At 38.1% G+C, this 19632-nt stretch carries 20 protein-coding genes; 8 read left to right on the top strand and 12 right to left on the bottom strand.

The genetic code is table 11. The annotated features are described in order from the left end of the window. Nucleotides 1-6 precede the first annotated feature (6 nt). From Q0947_RS03895 to Q0947_RS03870, 6 genes are all read left to right on the top strand, one after another. The gene (locus Q0947_RS03895; protein WP_299391657.1) at nt 7-1107 is read left to right on the top strand and encodes an ATP-binding protein; all 1101 of its coding nucleotides are present in this window, start codon (nt 7-9) and stop codon (nt 1105-1107) included. 3 nt (nt 1108-1110) lie between these two features. Further along, nucleotides 1111-2436 carry a sigma-54 dependent transcriptional regulator gene (locus tag Q0947_RS03890; RefSeq protein ID WP_299391654.1) on the top strand — a complete coding sequence of 442 codons (1326 nt, stop codon included), beginning with the start codon at nt 1111-1113 and terminating at the stop codon, nt 2434-2436. Nucleotides 2437-2822: 386 nt separating this feature from the next. Next, entirely contained in the window at nt 2823-4118 is a 1296-nt protein-coding gene (locus Q0947_RS03885; RefSeq protein ID WP_299391652.1) for a Glu/Leu/Phe/Val dehydrogenase, read from the top strand. A 20-nt stretch (nt 4119-4138) separates the two neighbouring features. Then, nucleotides 4139-4552 carry a GreA/GreB family elongation factor gene (locus tag Q0947_RS03880; RefSeq protein WP_299391649.1) on the top strand — a complete coding sequence of 138 codons (414 nt, stop codon included), beginning with the start codon at nt 4139-4141 and terminating at the stop codon, nt 4550-4552. After that, nucleotides 4552-4929, top strand: a complete 378-nt coding sequence (locus Q0947_RS03875; RefSeq protein ID WP_299391646.1) for a hypothetical protein — start codon at nt 4552-4554, stop codon at nt 4927-4929. Before Q0947_RS03880 ends, Q0947_RS03875 begins: the two co-directional genes overlap by 1 nt. A gap of 179 nt (nt 4930-5108) precedes the next feature. Continuing rightward, nucleotides 5109-5903, top strand: coding sequence for an NYN domain-containing protein (locus tag Q0947_RS03870; protein WP_299391644.1), 795 nt, complete (start codon nt 5109-5111; stop codon nt 5901-5903). Between the two features lie 74 nt (nt 5904-5977). On the opposite strand, the gene Q0947_RS03865 is transcribed toward Q0947_RS03870, so the two are convergent. The 8 genes from Q0947_RS03865 to Q0947_RS03830 form a co-directional block, all read right to left on the bottom strand. After that, a complete protein-coding gene (locus Q0947_RS03865) occupies nt 5978-7519 on the bottom strand; it encodes an acyl-CoA carboxylase subunit beta (RefSeq protein ID WP_299391641.1) in 1542 nt (513 codons plus the stop codon). Nucleotides 7520-7658: 139 nt separating this feature from the next. Further along, entirely contained in the window at nt 7659-9104 is a 1446-nt protein-coding gene (accC, locus tag Q0947_RS03860) for an acetyl-CoA carboxylase biotin carboxylase subunit (protein WP_299391638.1), read from the bottom strand. A gap of 106 nt (nt 9105-9210) precedes the next feature. Next, nucleotides 9211-9696, bottom strand: a complete 486-nt coding sequence (locus Q0947_RS03855; RefSeq protein WP_299391635.1) for an acetyl-CoA carboxylase biotin carboxyl carrier protein subunit — start codon at nt 9694-9696, stop codon at nt 9211-9213. A gap of 48 nt (nt 9697-9744) precedes the next feature. After that, a complete protein-coding gene (locus Q0947_RS03850) occupies nt 9745-10416 on the bottom strand; it encodes a 3'-5' exonuclease (protein ID WP_299391632.1) in 672 nt (223 codons plus the stop codon). Then, complete coding sequence (locus Q0947_RS03845; protein ID WP_299391629.1) at nt 10413-12332, bottom strand: DUF294 nucleotidyltransferase-like domain-containing protein; 1920 nt, start codon at nt 12330-12332, stop codon at nt 10413-10415. Before Q0947_RS03845 ends, Q0947_RS03850 begins: the two co-directional genes overlap by 4 nt. Nucleotides 12333-12361: 29 nt before the next feature. Then, nucleotides 12362-13048, bottom strand: coding sequence for a PrsW family glutamic-type intramembrane protease (locus tag Q0947_RS03840; RefSeq protein ID WP_299391627.1), 687 nt, complete (start codon nt 13046-13048; stop codon nt 12362-12364). Beyond that, complete coding sequence (locus Q0947_RS03835; RefSeq protein ID WP_299391625.1) at nt 13045-13614, bottom strand: NUDIX domain-containing protein; 570 nt, start codon at nt 13612-13614, stop codon at nt 13045-13047. Before Q0947_RS03835 ends, Q0947_RS03840 begins: the two co-directional genes overlap by 4 nt. A gap of 299 nt (nt 13615-13913) precedes the next feature. Beyond that, complete coding sequence (locus Q0947_RS03830; RefSeq protein ID WP_299391623.1) at nt 13914-15005, bottom strand: M42 family metallopeptidase; 1092 nt, start codon at nt 15003-15005, stop codon at nt 13914-13916. Between the two features lie 101 nt (nt 15006-15106). Here Q0947_RS03830 and Q0947_RS03825 point away from each other — a divergent pair, with 101 nt between their 5' ends. Continuing rightward, nucleotides 15107-15784, top strand: a complete 678-nt coding sequence (locus tag Q0947_RS03825; RefSeq protein ID WP_299392793.1) for a DUF4294 domain-containing protein — start codon at nt 15107-15109, stop codon at nt 15782-15784. Next, complete coding sequence (locus tag Q0947_RS03820; RefSeq protein WP_299391620.1) at nt 15784-16410, top strand: hemolysin III family protein; 627 nt, start codon at nt 15784-15786, stop codon at nt 16408-16410. Before Q0947_RS03825 ends, Q0947_RS03820 begins: the two co-directional genes overlap by 1 nt. A 2-nt stretch (nt 16411-16412) precedes the next feature. Here the strand turns inward: Q0947_RS03820 and Q0947_RS03815 are convergent, their stop codons facing one another. From Q0947_RS03815 to Q0947_RS03800, 4 genes are all read right to left on the bottom strand, one after another. Next, nucleotides 16413-17228 (bottom strand): amidohydrolase family protein, encoded by an 816-nt coding sequence (locus Q0947_RS03815; RefSeq protein ID WP_299391617.1) that lies wholly within the window; start codon nt 17226-17228, stop codon nt 16413-16415. A 383-nt stretch (nt 17229-17611) separates the two neighbouring features. Continuing rightward, nucleotides 17612-18040 (bottom strand): DUF4268 domain-containing protein, encoded by a 429-nt coding sequence (locus tag Q0947_RS03810; RefSeq protein ID WP_299391614.1) that lies wholly within the window; start codon nt 18038-18040, stop codon nt 17612-17614. 145 nt (nt 18041-18185) lie between these two features. Continuing rightward, on the bottom strand, nt 18186-18860 hold the full coding sequence (locus tag Q0947_RS03805; RefSeq protein WP_299391611.1) for a ZIP family metal transporter: 675 nt from the start codon (nt 18858-18860) through the stop codon (nt 18186-18188). Continuing rightward, nucleotides 18857-19588 carry a methyltransferase domain-containing protein gene (locus Q0947_RS03800; protein WP_299391608.1) on the bottom strand — a complete coding sequence of 244 codons (732 nt, stop codon included), beginning with the start codon at nt 19586-19588 and terminating at the stop codon, nt 18857-18859. The genes Q0947_RS03805 and Q0947_RS03800 overlap by 4 nt, the downstream gene beginning before the upstream one ends. Nucleotides 19589-19632: the final 44 nt, after the last annotated feature.

Genomic DNA, 19632 nt, shown 5'->3' with positions numbered 1-19632 from the left:
ATTAAAATGAGAACCCGTGTTTCAACAGAAGATAAATTAAAAGAACGCATTAAGGAGCTGACTTGTCTGTACAATGTCAGCTCCTATATTGCCAATTGTAATCTTTATGATTTAGATCCGACCTTTAAAGCCATTGCTGCCAGTTTGAAGGAAGCTATACTTTATAGTGAGGAAGCTTTTGTTGAATTAAAGTTGGGAGATCAGCATGTGTATGCAGGCCAAAGGTTAGAAGATCAAGTGTTTATTCTCTCGGCAATTAAGGTGTTCAACTTGCCTTATGGTGCTATTAAAATCGGCTATCCGAAGGAAAAATATAATGAGAATGTGTTCTTGGAAGAAGAGAAAAAACTCTTAAAAACCTTGGCGGCCGAAATTGGCAATCTCATAGAACGCAAACAGATTATTGATAAAGAAGAACGGACCAAGCGTCAAATGGAGCGTGCTGATAGACTCGCAATTTTAGGTGAAATTACAGCAGGCATCGCGCATGAATTGAATACGCCATTGGCGAATATTTTAGGGTTTTCTGAATTATTAAAAGAACGTTTTGCTAAGGATAAGGTTGCCCTTCAGGATTTAGACAAAATAATGAATAGCGCCATTTTCTCAAGGGAAGTGGTGAAAAAATTAATGTTCTTTTCCTGTGAAATGCCTCATCAAATGGAATTGGTGAACATTAATCCGATAATCACTGAGGCCATAAATTTGTTGCAGCCTAGTTTCAGTAAAAAAGGATTGGACTGTCAGTTGCAGTTTAGTGAAGAAGATATTTCATTTAAAGTCGATGCCATTCAACTCACACAAGTTGTTTTTAACTTAGTAATCAATGCCATTTATTTCTCTCCTCAAAACGGAAAAATTGTGGTGGATATTAGCAACCATGCTAAGGAAGTGGTTATGATTATAAGTGATGAGGGCGTAGGTATTCCAAAAGAAATTTCTGAACACATTTTCAATCCTTTTTATACCACCAAACCTGTTGGTGAAGGTTCAGGTTTAGGGTTGAGTGTGGTTCATGGTATAATGAAAAGCCATAGAGGAACCATAAAACATAGTGCGAATAAACCGCAAGGAACCATTTTTACATTAACATTTCCCAAATTGTAAAACATGCCATTGGAAAAGGAAAACATATTGATTGTGGATGATGATGTGCACATTTTAGAACTTATCCAAAGGCATCTGCAGTCCTTAAATTATCATACCTATAAAGCTATTTCTGTAAAAGAAGCAATTGCTATTTTACAGGATCAATCCATTGATTTATTAATTACCGATCTCCAAATGCCAGGCGTTGATGGGTTGCAATTGGTAAAATACGTATCTGAACATTTTCCCGAAATTCCAAAATTGGCGGTAACGGGCTATCCTTCTATTGATGGCGCATTAGCAGCAATGAAGTCTGGAGTTATGGACTACTTAACCAAGCCTTTCACCAAAGATGAACTCAAGAATGCGGTAGAGAAATCATTTGCGTTACGCCCACGAACACATTCAAAACCTAAAAAAGCTACCTCGCAGCATCCCGTTTTTGGGGAACTTATTGGGCAATCTGAAGCGTTTAAGAACGTATCAAATATTATTGATAGAGTAAAGGATAATAAGGCTACAGTTTTCATTAAAGGCGAAAGTGGAACCGGAAAAGAGCTTGTGGCGCGTGCCATTCACTATATGGGGAAATTTGCGGCAGCACCATTTGTGGCGGTCAATTGTGGCGCTATTCCTGAAAATCTTTTAGAAGCGGAATTGTTTGGCTACACGAAAGGCGCGTTTACGGGTGCTAATGAAGATCGGAGTGGCTTCTTTCAAGCGGCAAATAAAGGCACTCTATTTTTAGATGAAATTGGAAATGCCTCCATGGCCACACAGCTGAGTTTGCTTAGGGTGCTGCAGGAAAAGGAAATCATGAGGGTCGGTTCCCAAAAAGTGGAGAAAATTGACGTTCGGGTGATTGCAGCAACAAATGTTGATTTAAAAGAACTTATTGAAAAAGGACGTTTTAGGGAAGATTTATATTACCGATTGACTGTGGTCCAAATAGATGTGCCACCTTTACGGGATCGTAAATCTGATATTCCACTTTTAGTTGATAAATTTCTATTCAAATATGGGGTAGAGTATAAGGACCGCATCGTTAAAATATCAGAAGAGGCTTTGTTGGCGCTAGAACGTTATGATTGGCCAGGAAATATTAGGGAGCTGGAAAATAGTATTCAGCGCGCGGTGATTATGTGCGATAAGCAAGTGGAAATTGAAAATTTACCGCAACACCTTAAATATCAAATTGAGTTCCCAAAACAGGATATCTTTTTATCGCTCAAGGAAGTAGAAAAAAAACACATTCTTAAAGTGTTGGAGGCTATGGGGAATAATAAATCGAAGGCGGCAGAAATCCTTCAGATTGATCGTAAAACCTTGAGAGACAAAATAAAATAGCGTTTTTAAGTGCGTAATAATTCCTCAGTGAGGAGAATTTACCCAGTCTGAAAACATAGAAACATTAAACATAATAATTTAAATTACTGATTGCCAATAGTTTACAAGAGTGAACGAACTTCTTATTGTTTAACGGCACATCAATTGCTTTTAGGAGCTTGGCTATAAACATTAAGTTATGAAAACTCTCGAAAACAGTTTATGTGCATCATGTGAGCATCTCGCTTACTGCTGTTTAACAAATGATAAAAGTTCAATTTGGTCATGCAGCGAACATGAGGTCTCGGCGGATTACGATCAGGAGTTTCAACAAAAAATAATTAATGAGGCCAATAGTTTATCTGCTTCCGGCAGTAAAGTAGAGGTTTTACTTTAAATACGAAGCGATGACTTTAACAAAAAAGAAAGTAGTAAAAGAAGCACCCAAACAAGGGATGCTTCAAAACGTGATGAAGCAATTTGATGCGGCATCCGAACTTATAAACTTAAATCCGAACATTAAGAAAATCCTTTCGGTAACCAATAATGAACTCATCATTCATTTTCCGGTGCGAATGGATAACGGTGATGTGGAGATTTTTAAAGGCTACCGCGTGCAGCATAATAATGCGCTTGGTCCCTATAAAGGTGGTTTACGTTATCATCCAACCATTGATATTGACTCCGTTAAGGCGTTGGCAATGTGGATGACCTGGAAAACATCTTTGGCAGGGTTGCCATATGGTGGTGCCAAGGGAGGTATCCAAATGGATCCTACCAAATATTCCGATTCAGAATTGGAACGTATAACAAGACGTTTCACTTATGCATTGGGAGATAATATTGGGCCTGAACATGATATTCCGGCGCCAGATGTTAATACGAATGCGCAAACTATGGCATGGATTGCGGACACTTACATGTCTACAAAACCGCCAGCAGAGCGTTCTAAAAATCAACATGTGGTCACGGGAAAGCCAGTAGGCTCTGGAGGTCTTGAAGGACGTGACAGAGCAACAGGATTTGGAGTGTTTTTGACCATTAAGTATTGGGCAGAATACAAAAATATTGATTTGAAGGATAAAACCTTCATCGTGCAAGGGTTTGGAAATGTCGGGTATTGGGCCTCTCACTTTTTACAGGAAGTAGGCGCAAAATTAATAGGTGTGCAAGACGCATTCGGAACCATTGTGAATCCTAACGGATTGGAAGTTGAGTCCCTATTTAATTACACCACCTCTAATAAAGGTAGTGTCGTAGGATTTCCAGGATCGGAAGCTATGGATAAAGATGCGTTTTTTGAATTGGAATGCGACATCTGCATTCCAGCAGCCTTAGGCAATCAAATTACTGAAGATCGCGCGTCGAAAATTAAAGCGTTTTTGATTGCTGAAGGTGCTAACGGACCAACAACAGTTGAAGCTGAAAAGATTTTACAGGAGCGCGGTATCGACGTGATTCCTGATATTCTTTGTAATTCAGGCGGTGTGGTTGGTAGTTATTTTGAATGGCTACAAAATCGGAACGGGGAATTGTGGGATCTTGATGAAATCATGGTCAAACTAGAAAAAAGAATAAAAGAGGTGTTTAAAAAAGTATATGAAACCTCTAAGTTAAAAAATCTTGATATGCGCTCAACGGCGTATATAATTGCTATTGAGCGTATTGAAAGAGCGTATATACAACGTGGTATTTTTCCTTAATTATTAATAAATATGTAAACATGAAGTACGGTAATTTGATTTTAGAAAAGAAAGAGTATGTGGCGATAAAACGTTTGTTGACGCTCACCAATGATTATAAAGATTCAACCCAAAAAGTCTCGCTGACCAAATTCGCCAAAGAAATGGAAAGCGCTGAAATTTTGGATGACGATAAAATGCCTGATGATGTTGTAAGAATCAATTCAGAAATTACCATTGCTACTCAAGATGGCTGGTCTTATACTTTCCAGGTGGTGTTACCTGCTGAAAGTAATAATGCGCAAAAGAAAATTTCATTGTTATTACCAATGGGAGCTGCTGTTATGGGCTATGCAAAAAACGATAGTATTAGTTGGACGTTTCCTGGTGGAGATAAGGACATCACCATTTTGGATGTCAAACAAAATAATATCACAAAATTAAATATTGCGTAATGAAACCTTTAGTTAATTACGGACATGAAACGGACGACGAAATTGTTAAAAGACATATGCGTCGTGAACTTCAGTCTTGGATATCGCACTTGGACGCCTTGAACGTAGAAGCGGATCAACTTGCAAAAATTGTTGCTCATAAAATTGGCGACAAGGAGCTGCGTGATGCATTGTTGGATGATATTAATGAAAATATCAATCTGTTGAATGAATTCTATTCTTATAGAAATCTATTTAATAATGTTAGGGAGTGCAATGACACCGAATGTGATCAGTTTTACATTCAGAAGCATGACTATGTATTTGAAAAATATGCAGCATGTGTTGCGCAAAACCAGGCCATAAAAGATAAAGTATATCAAAAATTGCTCGTTTAGTTTTTCTTATTAGTTGAATGCTATAATATTTGGTTGAGCAAGAAACCATAGCCTTTTTGGCTATGGTTTCATTTTTTTAGGGAGTCATTAAAGTCAGTATCCCCAATACATTTCCTAATTAATTGGTATATTTAACTTTTAAAATATTTATAAATTCGAAATAATTACAACACGACATAATGGATATAAAACTTGCAGTATTAATAGATGGGGATAATATCCCTTCAGCCTATGTAAAGGAAATGATGGAGGAAATTGCCAAATATGGAAATCCTACCATTAAGCGTATTTATGGCGATTGGACCAAGCCTCATCTTTCAAAATGGAAGAATATGCTCTTGGAAAACGCCATTACGCCAATTCAGCAATATGGGTATACGGTAGGTAAAAACGCTACAGATTCGGCCATGATTATTGATGCGATGGACATTCTCTACACAGCAAAAGTAGATGGTTTTTGTATCGTTTCAAGTGATAGCGATTTCACCCGATTGGCAACACGACTGCGTGAAGCAGGGATGAAAGTGTATGGGATAGGTGAAAAGAAAACACCAAATCCTTTTATTGTTGCCTGTGATAAGTTCATCTATATTGAAATTCTTAAGAATCAAAGTTCAGACGAAGAAGTTGTTTCTACAGAAGAGTCAAAAACGGCTAAGAGCAATGTCGATAAAATCACCCAGAAGGAAATTAAGTTTATTGCCGCTACTATTGATGATGTTGCGGATGAAGACGGCTGGGCCTTCTTAGGTGATGTTGGCGGATTGATGCAAAAGAAGCAGCCTAATTTTGATTCTCGTAATTATGGTTTCCAGAAATTAACGCCGTTAATTAAGTCTTTAAAAGAGTTTGAAATTGAGCGTCGCGAAGATTCAAAAGGGCACTATAAACTCATTTATGTGCGAATTAAAGCAGAGCAGGCTAAACCTAGCAAGCAGTCGCGAAACAAAAAGAAATTGATCTCAAAAACCTAATTAGGATTTGAGTATTACCATAAAAAAAATGACTTCATGTAAATTGAAGTCATTTTTTTGTTTCTATAGGTTGCTTATAATGGAATATTTCCATGTTTTCGTTTTGGAGTTTCCACTTTTTTGTCTTTTAACATCGCAAAGGCCTTGATTAATTTGCGTCGCGTATCCTTTGGAAGGATTACTTCGTCAACAAAACCACGTTCCGCAGCGCTATAAGGATTAGCGAAAAGACGTGCATATTCCGCTTCTTTTTCTTTCAGTTTAGCATCTTTATCCTCAGCCTTATTGATTTCTTTCTTAAAAATAATTTCTGCCGCACCTTTTGCGCCCATAACTGCAATCTCAGCACTTGGCCACGCAAAATTCATGTCAGAACCTATGTGTTTCGAATTCATAACATCATAAGCGCCGCCATAGGCTTTTCTGGTAATCACGGTAATTCTTGGTACGGTGGCTTCACTAAAAGCATAGAGTAGTTTAGCGCCATGAACGATAATGCCGCGCCATTCTTGGTCCGTTCCTGGTAAAAAGCCTGGCACATCTTCTAAAACTAATAATGGAATGTTGAAACAATCACAGAAACGTACAAAACGTGCCGCTTTTTTAGAGCTATTTACATCTAAAACGCCCGCCAAATACATGGGTTGATTGGCTACAATGCCAATGCTTCTGCCGCCTAATCTTGCAAATCCTACAATAATGTTTTCAGCATAGTCCTTATGGATTTCATAAAAGGAATCGGTATCAATGATCCCATTGATCACGCTGTGCATGTCATACGGCTTATTGGCATTGTCAGGTATGATATCAGAGAGCACGTCTCTAACTTCATCTTTCAATTCAAAAGGCAAAAGGGGAGTGGTTTCTGTATTATTTTGGGGTAGATAGCTAATGAGTTTCTTAATATCCTCCAAACATTCTATATCATTGGAAGCGGTGATATGTGCCACGCCAGATTTTGTGGAATGCGTACTGGCACCTCCCAATTCTTCTGAGGTCACATTCTCATTCGTAACCGTTTTTACCACATTAGGACCGGTAACAAACATATAACTGGTGTCTTGTACCATGATCGTGAAATCGGTCATTGCTGGACTGTAAACAGCGCCACCCGCGCAAGGTCCCATGATGGCAGAGATCTGTGGAATCACGCCAGATGCTTGGACATTACGATAAAAGATATCTGCATAACCTCCCAAGCTTCTTACGCCTTCCTGAATCCGTGCGCCGCCAGAATCATTTAAGCCAATAATTGGAGCCCCAACTTTAACGGCTAAATCCATCACCTTGCAAATTTTCTCCGCGTGGGTTTCGGATAATGAACCTCCGAAAACCGTAAAATCCTGTGCAAATACATACACCAATTTACCATGCACCGTGCCGTAGCCTGTCACCACGCCATCCCCATAGAATTGCTGATCGGCCATTCCGAAATCCTTGGCACGATGGGTAACTAAGGCGCCAATTTCTTCAAAAGAACCTTCGTCCAATAAATATTCCACCCGTTCTCTTGCAGTGAGTTTCTTTTTTTCGTGTTGTTTGTCAATACGATCTTGCCCACCGCCGAGATAAGCCAGCGCAAGTTTTTCGTTAAGGTCTTTTATTTTTGATTCCATATATTTTTTGTTTCACTTAAAATGCAAACGAATTTTCAGCAGACAACACATGTTAGCATTCTCTTTTTTTTATCTTTTTTTTGAACAGTTCCGTTATCCCATTTAGTTGCTGATGGTTTTAACGCAATCAAGTATTATATTAATCGTTGTCAGGGATACGCAGCACTTTTTGATCTTCTAAATACTGTTTTACAGCGATTAATGCTGCCAAATGCGCTTCTTCTTCACGACGGGCTTTAATGCTTTCTGGTGAAAAGTATTTCTTTACAAAATGGGTGTCAAAATTACCAGAACGAAACGCCTCGTGTTCAAATACAAAAGTTCCGAAAGGAAGTGTTGTTTCAATGCCTTCAATATGGTAATTAGAGATGGCTTTCAGCATTTCCTCAATAGCCTCGGCTCTTGTAGCGCCATACGTGATCAGTTTAGCCAGCATCGGATCATAATAAATAGGAATGTCCATACCTTCCTCAAAACCGTTATCAACCCTGATATTGTCGCCTATTGGCAAGCGGTACACTTCTAAGTTTCCAACGCTAGGCAAGAAATCATTTAAAGGATCTTCCGCATAAACACGCAACTCTAAAGCATGCCCTTTAATTTTAAGATCTTTTTGTTTTATAGGTAGTACTTCGCCACGAGCTACACGAATTTGGAGTTCTACCAAGTCTGTATTGGTAATAAGTTCCGTTACTGGATGTTCCACTTGCAGTCGGGTGTTCATTTCTAAAAAGTAGAAATTGAGATGTTCGTCCAATAAAAATTCTACTGTTCCTGCGCCTGCATAATCACAGGCTTGCGCCACTTTAATGGCCGCTTCACCCATTTTAGAGCGCAATTCAGGGGTTAGGACAGAAGAAGGCGCTTCCTCAACAACCTTTTGATGACGGCGCTGAATACTGCATTCCCTTTCAAAAAGATGAATGGTATTGCCGTGGGTGTCCGCCATCACTTGAATTTCAATATGACGTGGCGAACTCACATATTTTTCAATAAAAACAGAGCCGTCACCAAAAGCAGAAGTGGCCTCACTAATAGCGCGCTTCATTTGCGATTCCAATTCGGAAGCTTTTTCAACCACCCGCATGCCCTTACCACCGCCACCAGCGGAAGCTTTTATAAGGATAGGAAATCCGATATCATTCGCGATAGACTTGGCTTTTTCAACATCGGTAATGGCTTCGTCTATTCCTGGGACCATTGGGATGTCATAATGTTTAACAGCTTCTTTAGCTGCTAATTTGCTCCCCATAATTCTAATGGCCTTCGATTTTGGACCAATAAAGATGATATTATTGGCTTCACAAGCTTCAGCAAAATCGGCATTTTCACTTAAAAAACCGTAGCCTGGGTGAATTGCGTCCACATTCAAGCTTTTTGCGACTTCTATAATTTTGTTTCCTAATAAATAGGACTGATTGGAAGGTGCTTCACCAATTAAAACGGCTTCATCTGCAAATTTGACGTGAGGCGAATTACGATCGGCAGTAGAATACACCGCGACCGTTTTAATGCCCATTCTTTTTGCTGTTTTCATCACGCGAATGGCGATTTCTCCTCGATTTGCAATTAGTATTTTTTTCATTGAAAAATGTATTTCTGTTCCTGCGAAAGCGGGAATCTTATGTTTGGTTACGGAAAGCTGCTTTAGAGAAGCTTCCGTGATTGATTTTCATTGTAAAAGACTTGGCTTATTCAAACTCCACCAACAACTGATTTTTATCAACCGCTTCGCCTTTTTTAATAGCAATAGATTTGATAATGCCTTCTCGTGGAGACGTGATAACATTCTCCATTTTCATCGCCTCTAAAATTAATAGAGGGTCATTTTCTTTGACTTCATCACCAATATTGACATTGATTTCCAAAATTAACCCAGGCATAGGAGCGGTTATTTTATCCACTTTTTTAGAGCTTCCAATTTCAAAACCTAAATCCTTTATTAATTGATGTAAACTATTGTTTATATTTATGTTATAACTGTTATTGTTAATCTTTACTTTATATGACCTTTCGTTAAACTTGCTGTCTATTATTTCAGCGTTGTAAGACTTACCACCATGAAGTATATGGTATTTTGTGTCAGATGTCTTGATAGCATCTAAAGATTTTATATCCTTATCGGATAGGGATAGTTCCAACTCTTCATTGACCAGAACTTGGTGTTGTTTATTCATAGGGTTTTATCATTAATGGTGGAAAAGTTACGAATATTATGAGGGATATTAAAACATATTTGGTTTAAGAAAATAGCGCTCCAACTTAAATGATTTCGATTTTTTGAGAAGCGCTGTGGTCTTAAGGAATATGATTGCGGCAATTAGCGCATCACCAGGCGCGGTATGCCGATCCATCAAATTAATGGCATAGGCCTCTGCAATATGGTCGAGTGAGTAATGGGCACGTTTATCAATAAAATTTGATTTGATTCGCGTGTTGGCATAGAGGTTCATCGTATCAATAACTTTATTTTTCAAATTGGGTAAACCCATTCGGTTCAATGCGGCATTGATCATTTGAATATCAAAGCTAGCATGATGGGCAATCAATACGGCATCTTCAATATAGTTGAGAAATTGCTTTATAGCCTCTTCTTCAGAAAGTTTCGGCAACATATCATGTTGGAGAATACCGTGGATAGGAACGCTATCTGGATTAAAATGGGACTGTTTTAAATAGATTTCAAAGGAATCGGCAACAGCAATTTCATTCTTAGAAATGGACACTGCACCGATAGACAATATCCTGTCAATAAAGAAATCGAATCCAGTGGTTTCACAATCGAAGGCAACAAACCGTGAAGAATCTAAGGTCTTTTTTTCCTTTTTTTCAAAGTGATGCAAATACGCTTCCCAATAGTCGGGGTAAGTCTTTTTTTTGAAGTTCCAGAGCATCATTTAAAATTACTTAGATTATACTTCAGTTTGATTGATTCTTGAACCCTTGCTATGGTGTTAAAGCACCGTTTCAATTTCATTTTCTCTTCTTTGGTCAATGCGGCAATTTCAATAAATCGACCGTTATCGTTATGGAGCAAGCCATGTTTTGTGCGGAATTTGAGAAGGGCTTTTGAGGCGTAGGAACAGGATAGGTAGAGTTCTTTATTCGCGGGAAATAATTCGGCCATTTTTTCAAACCGCTCCGCCGTGTTATTAATATTTTTAATTTGGTTTGAAAGCGCAAACAGTCGTCCGGCATCTACAATTGGCATGATGGCGCGTTTTTTAATGTCGAAAAAATCTTTATACTCACCGTCCTTTTCTACCAAAAATCGCCTAAAGAATCCAAGTGGAGAAGCGCTTCTCAGGGCGCTCGCGGCCAGTTTGGTTAGAAACATGTGATTGTTTTTAGTGATGTCGAAGATGTGATCCGAGAGTTGGTTTGTGAGGCTGGCATCGCCAAAAGTGATGTCGAAGTCGAAAAAAATGGAGGATAATAATATTTCATCATCACCCGTGTTGGAGGTCCATTGGTTAAACTGATTTTTCCATTCATCCAAACTTAAGCACCATTTTGGGTTTTTCGCCATAATGTCGGCCGGGCAAAAGTCAAAGCCCACTTCATTCAACCGTTTATTCACTTTTTTTGAGAGCAATAGGAAATAGGCTCTTACATCTTCCAACTCATCTGCCTCAACATTCTCAAACACGATGGCATTGTCCTGATCTGTTTGCAATAATTGCTCTTTTCGCCCTTGGCTGCCCATAGACATCCAAGCAAACTTCACAGGAGGCTGTTTCCCCATCTTTACAATACAGCGCTCAATAATCCGCTTAATGGTGGCGTCATTCAGTTCAAAAATGATCTTACTGGTTTGGGTTAAAGGGATGTCCTGTTTCATAAAACCCTTTAAAAGCACCATCATCTTTTTGCGGATATGCTTCAGTTGTTTTGTGGATTGGGAGCGCTTGATGGCTTTCATTAAAACCGTTGGATTGCTGCCCCGCATCACATTGATGTCGTTTTGTGAGATGACCCCAATAATTTTTGAATTTGGAGTACCATCCGCAGTGACACATAAATGACTAATGTTATGTTTCATCATTGTGAGTTGTGCTTGACTAATGGATACCCCTTTTGGGTAGCACAACACCGGTGCGCTCATAATGTGCTTGACTTCAGCATCAATGGTATATTCACCAGTAATAACTTTATTTCGTAAATCCACATTGGTGACAATCCCAATGGGAATATCATCAGCTTCTATAATTATCGAGCCAATATGGTGTTTCTGCATGAGCAGTGCGATGTCCTTGATTTTAGCGTTCGCCTTGGCGGTAATCACTTTTTTGATATAGCGGACAGGCTGCAGTTCAAAAAGCTCTTTATCGTTTGCCAAAACCTCTAAACGATTGTCGTATAGTGAGCCGTGTATCTCTTTTGAAAAGGGGTTTTCAGTATTGGAAGCGAAGCTTTCTATCAGGAAGTCAACCACATCTTTGTTTTGGCTTATTAATGGCTTGAACGTGGCTAAAGGAATTCCGTAGAGAATGCTTTCTTCTTCAGTAACGGCATTTGTGGCATAGTTTTCTTTAGCAAAAAGTGGTCGAAGTCCAAAAACATCACCTTCATCAAAACGATCGACCGTTTCCAATTTAGCGTTGATTTCTTTAGTCAGTGCAATGGCGCCTTTGTGGATCATGTAGAATTTGTCGTGCAGCGCATCGCCGGCAGCATAAACCATTTTATCCTTTTCGAGATAGGTAATCGTTACGACTTGTGCAATAGCGTATAAATCCTCTTTTGAAAGTTGGTCAAAAGGAGGGAAGCTTTTGATAAAATCGGCAATTCTTTCGGCTATAGTATTTTTCATTCCGATAAAATTAATCAAAGTTTAGTGTTTCACCCTTTTTTCTGAGTGTTGAATTGAGAATTGAATTGATGTCTCTTGATTGCTTTCTGTGCTAAGACAATTCCAATAAATAAAGAGATAAAAGCGCCTATCCAGATGCCTGGAATAAAATCGATAAATAGGAAGAAGTCGTAAGCGCCATGAAACAAGGTCGCGAGAAAAAGGCCTGTCAAATTTAATATCTTCCGATTTTTAGAAAATTTTGCTTTCCCCATAAAATAGCCCATCAATATGGCGAACGTAGCATGTGCAGGGACTGCGGTAAATGCTCTAATGATGGCCACTTCCACGCCACCTTGCATTACATACATCACGTTTTCTGTGGCTGCAAAACCCATGGAAACCATTACGGCATATACGATACCGTCAAACGGCTCATTGTATTCCTTGTGTGGTTGTGCATAATAGCGCACAATAACATATTTGCTGAATTCTTCCGTAAGGCCAACAACAAAAAAGGCCTTGACGAATTGCTCAAAAATACTGGTGTGGTTTTCAAGTTTTAATGGGATATCGATAATCATGTACAGCATCGTAGTAATAATGATGCTGACAATGGCGCCAAGAATAAAGTTGAAGACCAATAATCGCTTCGGTTCCTTTTCGTAGTTGTCTTTTATAAAAATATAAAAGATGATGATGAGTACCGGGGAAATGGCTAAAAGTAATAAGGTCATGCTTTTTTGTTTACGATTCTTTTTTCGATGGCCTTAATGACCTCAAGGTAGTAGGGCGTATTGCTGGCGACGAAATGACTGTTGTTTTCGCTATTCTCCAAAAGTTCCTTAAACTCTGGTATACTCAAAAGCTTCGCCTGTTCAACTTCTTCTGGATCTGTGGTAAGATCACTTAGTGAACAATTGATTTCTGAAATAAATGTATGGTGGAATTCATTGTCGATAATACCGTTAGGGTAGCTTTGAAAGCACTCATATACGCCAATTTTATGAAGAGCATCTTCAGTAATTTCAATTCCAATTTCCTCTCGTGTTTCCCTAATAGCTGCTTGTTCAATGGTTTCGCCGGCGTCAACATGGCCAGCCACAGAGATGTCCCACAACAAGGGGTAAATTGTTTTTGAAGCTGCGCGTTGTGCTAAAAGTATTTCGGCATTGGCATTATAATACCAGACATGTGAAGTGTTGTGATAATGGCCTTTTTTGTGGATTTCAGATTTGAGCGCGGTTTTACCTGTTGGCGATCCATCTGCGTCTAAAATTGCGATATATTCTTCGGTTTCCATTTAAGTTGTTATAGATATCAAACGCGCCTATTATTTTTTAAAATCCTGCATCTAATGGAATTTATATAGATTTATTTGTTTTTTAAGATGCTTAATATTAGTAAGATATAAATACTATTTAAATCTTTACTTTAAGTACGTTATCTTTAAATAAAATTATAACCAATCTAATTCTTAATGAAGAAAAACAGTTAATGGTGTTCATTTTACTGCTTAAAACAACGGCGAATTTTCCGCCGTTGTTTCTTTTGCAGCTAACTTAAAAATATCAATTTGATGATTTTATGTTGAAAAAGTGATTAGTCTTCAAAATAACTAAACGTATCGTTTTCTTTAATATTCAACAGCGTTTCATAGATTAATCTAATCACGTTTTCGACATCTTCTTTATGCACCATTTCTACCGTGGTATGCATATATCGCAATGGCAGGGAAATAAGAGCACTTGCAACGCCCATACCGCTGTATGCAAACGCATCAGTGTCTGTACCCGTTGCTCGTGAACAAGCGGAACGTTGGAAAGGTATCTTTTTGTTTTCAGCTGTTTCTGTAATTAAATCGCGTAATTTTTGTTGAACAGCAGGCGCATAGGCAACCACAGGGCCTAATCCAAGCTCTAAATGACCTTCTTTTTTCTTGTCGATCATTGGCGTGGTCGTGTCGTGCGTTACGTCCGTAACAATGGCTACGTTAGGTTTGATGCGTTCTGCAATCATCTCAGCACCGCGCAATCCAATTTCTTCCTGAACTGAATTAGTGATGTAAAGTCCGAAAGGCAAGGTCTTTTTATTCTCTTTCAATAATCGGGCAACTTGGGCAATCATGAAGCCGCCAATACGATTATCGATAGCGCGACATACAAATTTATCATTGTTTAAAATGTGGAAGGTGTCTGGGTACGTGATGACGCATCCTACGTGAACGCCCATTTTCTCAACTTCCTCCTTGTTTTTTGCACCAACATCAATGGTGATATTTTCTGGTTTTGGCGCTTCTTCCTTTGCTTTGTCTCTTGTGTGGATTGCTGGCCATCCAAATACACCTTTTACAATACCGTTTTTGGTATGGATGTTTACAATCTTACTTGGTGCAATTTGATGGTCGCTACCGCCATTTCTGATGACATAAATAAGACCGTTATCTGATATATAATTGACATACCATGAAATTTCATCGGCATGACCTTCAATGACGACCTTGTATTTTGCATCTGGATTGATGACACCCACCGCAGTTCCGTAAGTATCTGTAATAAATTCATCAACATAAGGTTTTAGGTAATCCATCCATAATTTTTGGCCGGTCCATTCATACCCTGTCGGTGAAGCGTTATTTAAATAAGTCTCTAAAAATTCTAATGATTTTTTGTCTAAAATGTTCTTTTCTGGCATGAGTTAATATTTTTTCTAAAATTAGTAATATTAATAGAATTTTAAGGGTAATGCATCTCTAAATTCTTAATTTTGGTATGATTTTAGAGCTCTTGCACCACATGAAATTAGCGACCTACATTTTTATATTTTTCCCTGTTCTGCTCTTTGCTCAAACACTTCCCGTTGAGAAAGATTCAACCACTGTAGAGTATTATTATATTGATGGCGATTCAATTCCCGTGACTACCATTGACTTGGATGAAGTTGTGGTTTTAAACAGGTTGCAATTTGATAATAAAGAAGCCCGAATACGGTATTTGATTTTAAAACGAAAAACCATCAAAGTGTATCCTTATGCAAAATTGGCAGCAGAGCGCTTGGTGGAATTGACGGATCGTTTGGAAACTTTAGAGCGTAACAGTCAAAAACGTAAGTATGCCAAAATTATTCAAAATTATATTGAAGAGGAATTTGCTGCTGAACTTAAAAAATTGACGCGTACTGAAGGGCAGATTCTAGTAAAACTGATTCACCGCCAAACAGGAAAAACTACTTTTGATTTGATTAAGGAATTGCGCAGTGGTTGGCGTGCCTTCTGGTTTAACAATACGGCGAAAGTATTTGATATTTCTCTAAAAAAAGAGTTTAATCCGTTAGAGGTGAGTGAAGATTATTTAATTGAAGATATTTTGGAGCGCGCGTTTCAAAATGGACAATTAGAGCGACAAAAATCGGCGTTTCCAATTGATTATTTTGAACTTAAATCTAAATGGGCGGCTAAACAGGTTAAAAATTAATGCGGAAACAATCTGAATTCGAAGAAAAATTAAACGCTTGGACGCACGGGTTTGGGGCACTCTTGGGAGTTGCAGGATTGGCGCTGCTTGTAAGCTATAAAGAACACGCTTCCGATTGGAGTTTAATTAGCGTCATTATTTACGGCCTCTCCATAATTATTCTTTTTTCAGCTTCTGCCATTTATCATTCTGTTTCAGACGAAAGAAAAAAACACTATTTCAGAATTGTAGACCATATCAGCATTTATCTGTTAATTGCTGGAACTTATACGCCGGTAACCTTAATTGCCCTCAACAACAGCTTAGGTTGGCCACTCTTTTGGAGTGTTTGGGCCATCGCGGGATTCGGATTGATTTTAAAATTGTTTTTTACGGGCAGATTTGAAACCGTGTCCACGTTACTCTATCTAGTCATGGGCTGGCTCATCATTTTTGATTTCAGTACGCTATCAAATCTGATTGGGCCTAATGGTGTTGCTTTGTTATTTGCCGGTGGTGCGTTTTATAGTATTGGCATTATCTTTTATGCGGTACATAGAATCCCCTATAATCACGTTATTTGGCATCTGTTTGTACTAGGAGGCGCCATTTGCCACTATCTACTGATTTTCCTATATATTTTGTAAGGCTATTTTTTAAACTTACTCACATCAATCTTAAAAAGATCAGCGGCGTTTTGCCATAGGATCAATTCCTTTTTATCATCCGCCAAATCCAATTGGTCCATGAATTTGAGATATGAATTCATATTGCTGATAGGCCAGTCCGTTCCGTACAATAAATACTTCGGATCGCCAGCGTAGGTAATCATTTCTTCGATTTCCTTTTTCATGTAGCGCTCAAACTTTTCATTAAAATCGCCTAAAACCAGGCCGGAAATATCAGCATGCACATTCTTGTTTTTATAAACCACTTCCATACAATCTTTAATCCACGGATTTCCTACATGGCAAATCACGATTTTTAAATCAGGATAATCAACCGCCAAATCATCAATGTGAATAGGGTGGGAGAACTTGATTTTTCCATTAGGAGCATAGGTGTCACCCGAATGGAACATGACAGGCACATCAAACTCGATGGCCATATCGTACATCACCTTAAACCGAATGTCATTAGGGTAAAACGGTTCATAACCAGGGTAAAATTTTAGCCCTTTAATGAGTCCAGCGTCAAGAAATTCGCTTAGTTCACGCAAATCCTTATAATTGTAATTCAAGTAGCTCACGCCGGCAACTACGCCAAGATTATCTCTATGGCTAATGGCTTCGACCACTTTTTTGGTGCTAGGTCTGTGCTCATTCACTTTATATGACGATAAAACCAATGAATAATCAACGTTATTTTCCGCCATCGTATCTGTCAGTTTGTTGAGACTGTCTTCTATGGACACCACGCGGTCTTCATGGTAATTATTGATATGGGTGTGAACGTCTATAATCATAATGGATTTTAATTTTTTGGGTAAGCTAACAATATCGAACTATTTCAGGAAAAGAGCAAGGTTTGGGAGGGTTTTCAGTAGTTCAGTAGTTCAGTTGGCAGTCTTCAGTATTCAGTCTTCAGTAATGAGTATTAGGAATTAAGTAATTAGTAATTGAATTTATTGACAGAGAACTGCCAACTGCGTACTATTATCTAGTATTAAGAATTAAGTATTGAGTCTGCAGTCCTCAGTATTCAGTAAGCAGTATTGAGTATTAAGATTTTAGGATTAAGAATTATGCAATAAGTTTTTGAATTCTTGGTAGAGCACTGCTAACTGGGCTACTGCCAACTGCGTACTGCCAACTGAATACTGCCAACTGATCACTGCCAACTACATTTCTACGCTTCAATAAAATCCTTGTATTCTTCAAAAAACGCTTCAAAGAGACTCATTTTTTCTACAAAAAACTCCATGACATCTCTCCAGGTGTTTTTATTGTGAATGGATACTTTTTGATCTAAGGGAACATAGATTCTTGAAATTTCCTTACCGTTGTCTAAGAAATACATTTCTTCATAAATCACTTCAGGTAGAAATTCCTCGGTTAGAATGGCTTTTAGCGATAGTAATCTATCCCAATATTTGATACGGTTTTCCAAATCGTCTTCAAGGTCTAAAGTGACCATGGCCGACTTGGTGTCAAAATGAAATTTGAAGGCAAACCCTTTTAGTTTGGTATCATAAAGAATCCATTTTCTAGGAAATGACTTTCCGAAACTGATCCAGAATTCTTCTCTTAATTTTCTTGATTCTTCTTTACTAAACATATCATTTCTCGCGAAAGCGGGAATCTTTTTAATGAAATTTATATTTTCTCTATTCTCTATTCTCTATTCTCAAACCTCAAACCTTAAACCTCAAACCTTAAACCTCAAACCTCAAACCTCAAACCTCAAACCTCACACCTCAAACCTATATCACATAGGCCACCAAAATCCCCAGGATAATGACCACAAGTTTTGAGAGATTAAATTTATGACCTTCACTGCTTTCAAACAAAATGACCGTTGAAATATGGAAGAATATTCCAATAACAATGGCATTGATATAAAACACATAGTCTTCAACTAACGTAACGGTATTCGAAATGAGTGTTCCAATAGGCGTCATCGCTGCAAAAACCACCAAAAACCCAATGACTTTAAGTTTAGAAAATTTAGATTGTACCAAATAGGTTGTAATCAGTGCTGCAATGGGAATTTTATGAATCAAAACCCCATAAACCATATCATTATGTTGGTGAATTGGGAACCCTTCCAAAAAACTATGAATGCTTAAGCTGATAAACAACACCCACGGGAATGCGGTATCATTTTCATTGACATGTAAATGTCCATGTTCAGCACCTTTAGAGAAAAACTCCAAAAGAATCTGGATAAGAATACCAAACATGATGAACAATCCGGTTTCTTTCGCATCCAAATGATCATACACATCAGGGAGCAAATCAAAAAGCGTCAAAGCCAATAAGAATGCACCACTAAACGATAAAAGTAATTTTGTGTAACTGGATTTACGCTGCTTGAATATCAAGACTAATAAAACACCAAAAACAACGGCAAAAATTGGTAAGAGATAGTGCATCATTTAAAAATCATTATTAAACGCTCTGAAGTGTTTTTATGATATTTTCGCAATTTATAATCACCAAAAACATCCAATAAATACACGCCTGCTTCTTCAAAAAGAGCTTCAAAATCGGCTAAATTCTTTGCTTTAACACGTTCTTGGTAATGAAAGTCCTCACCCTTATCAGTAAAACGAATGTCTTTAATGATATAGCCATCTTCAACATATCTTTTTTGATGAAAATCGATACCGTCAACAGTTTTAACATCTTCGGGCACCAAATTGTCAATCACAAAATCACTGTTCATAAAGTCAATCACGCCAAAACCGGACTCGTTTAGGTCGTCTCTAATTGCTTTAATCGTATTTAAGTTGTCTTCTGATCTGTCAAAATACCCAAAACTGGTAAACAGATTAAATACGGCGTCAAATTGGTCATTGAACGGTCGGCACATATCATGGACCTCAAAATGAAGTTTCTCATTCTCATATTTTTTGGCATACGCAATGCTGTTTACTGAGAGGTCAACGCCCGTAACATCATAGCCTAAAGAGTTGAGATATATGGAATGGCGTCCTTTTCCGCAAGCAAGATCAAGTATTTTACCATCTTCTGGTAGATTTAAATACGAGGTCAAATTATCCATAAAATGATGCGCTTCGGTATAATCTCTGTCTTGGTAAAGTATGTGATAATACGGTGTATCAAACCAAGAAGCGTACCACTGAGTTGTGTCTTTTGTCATTATAAATTCGTCTGACTGCAAAAATACTTTATTTTTGTAATCTA

Origin of the sequence: uncultured Gelidibacter sp. (genome assembly GCF_947500795.1) — a bacterium.
Lineage (GTDB): Bacteria > Bacteroidota > Bacteroidia > Flavobacteriales > Flavobacteriaceae > Gelidibacter.
The sequence above is the reverse complement of the archived record's forward strand: the minus strand, read 5'-3'. Positions and strand labels throughout refer to the sequence as shown.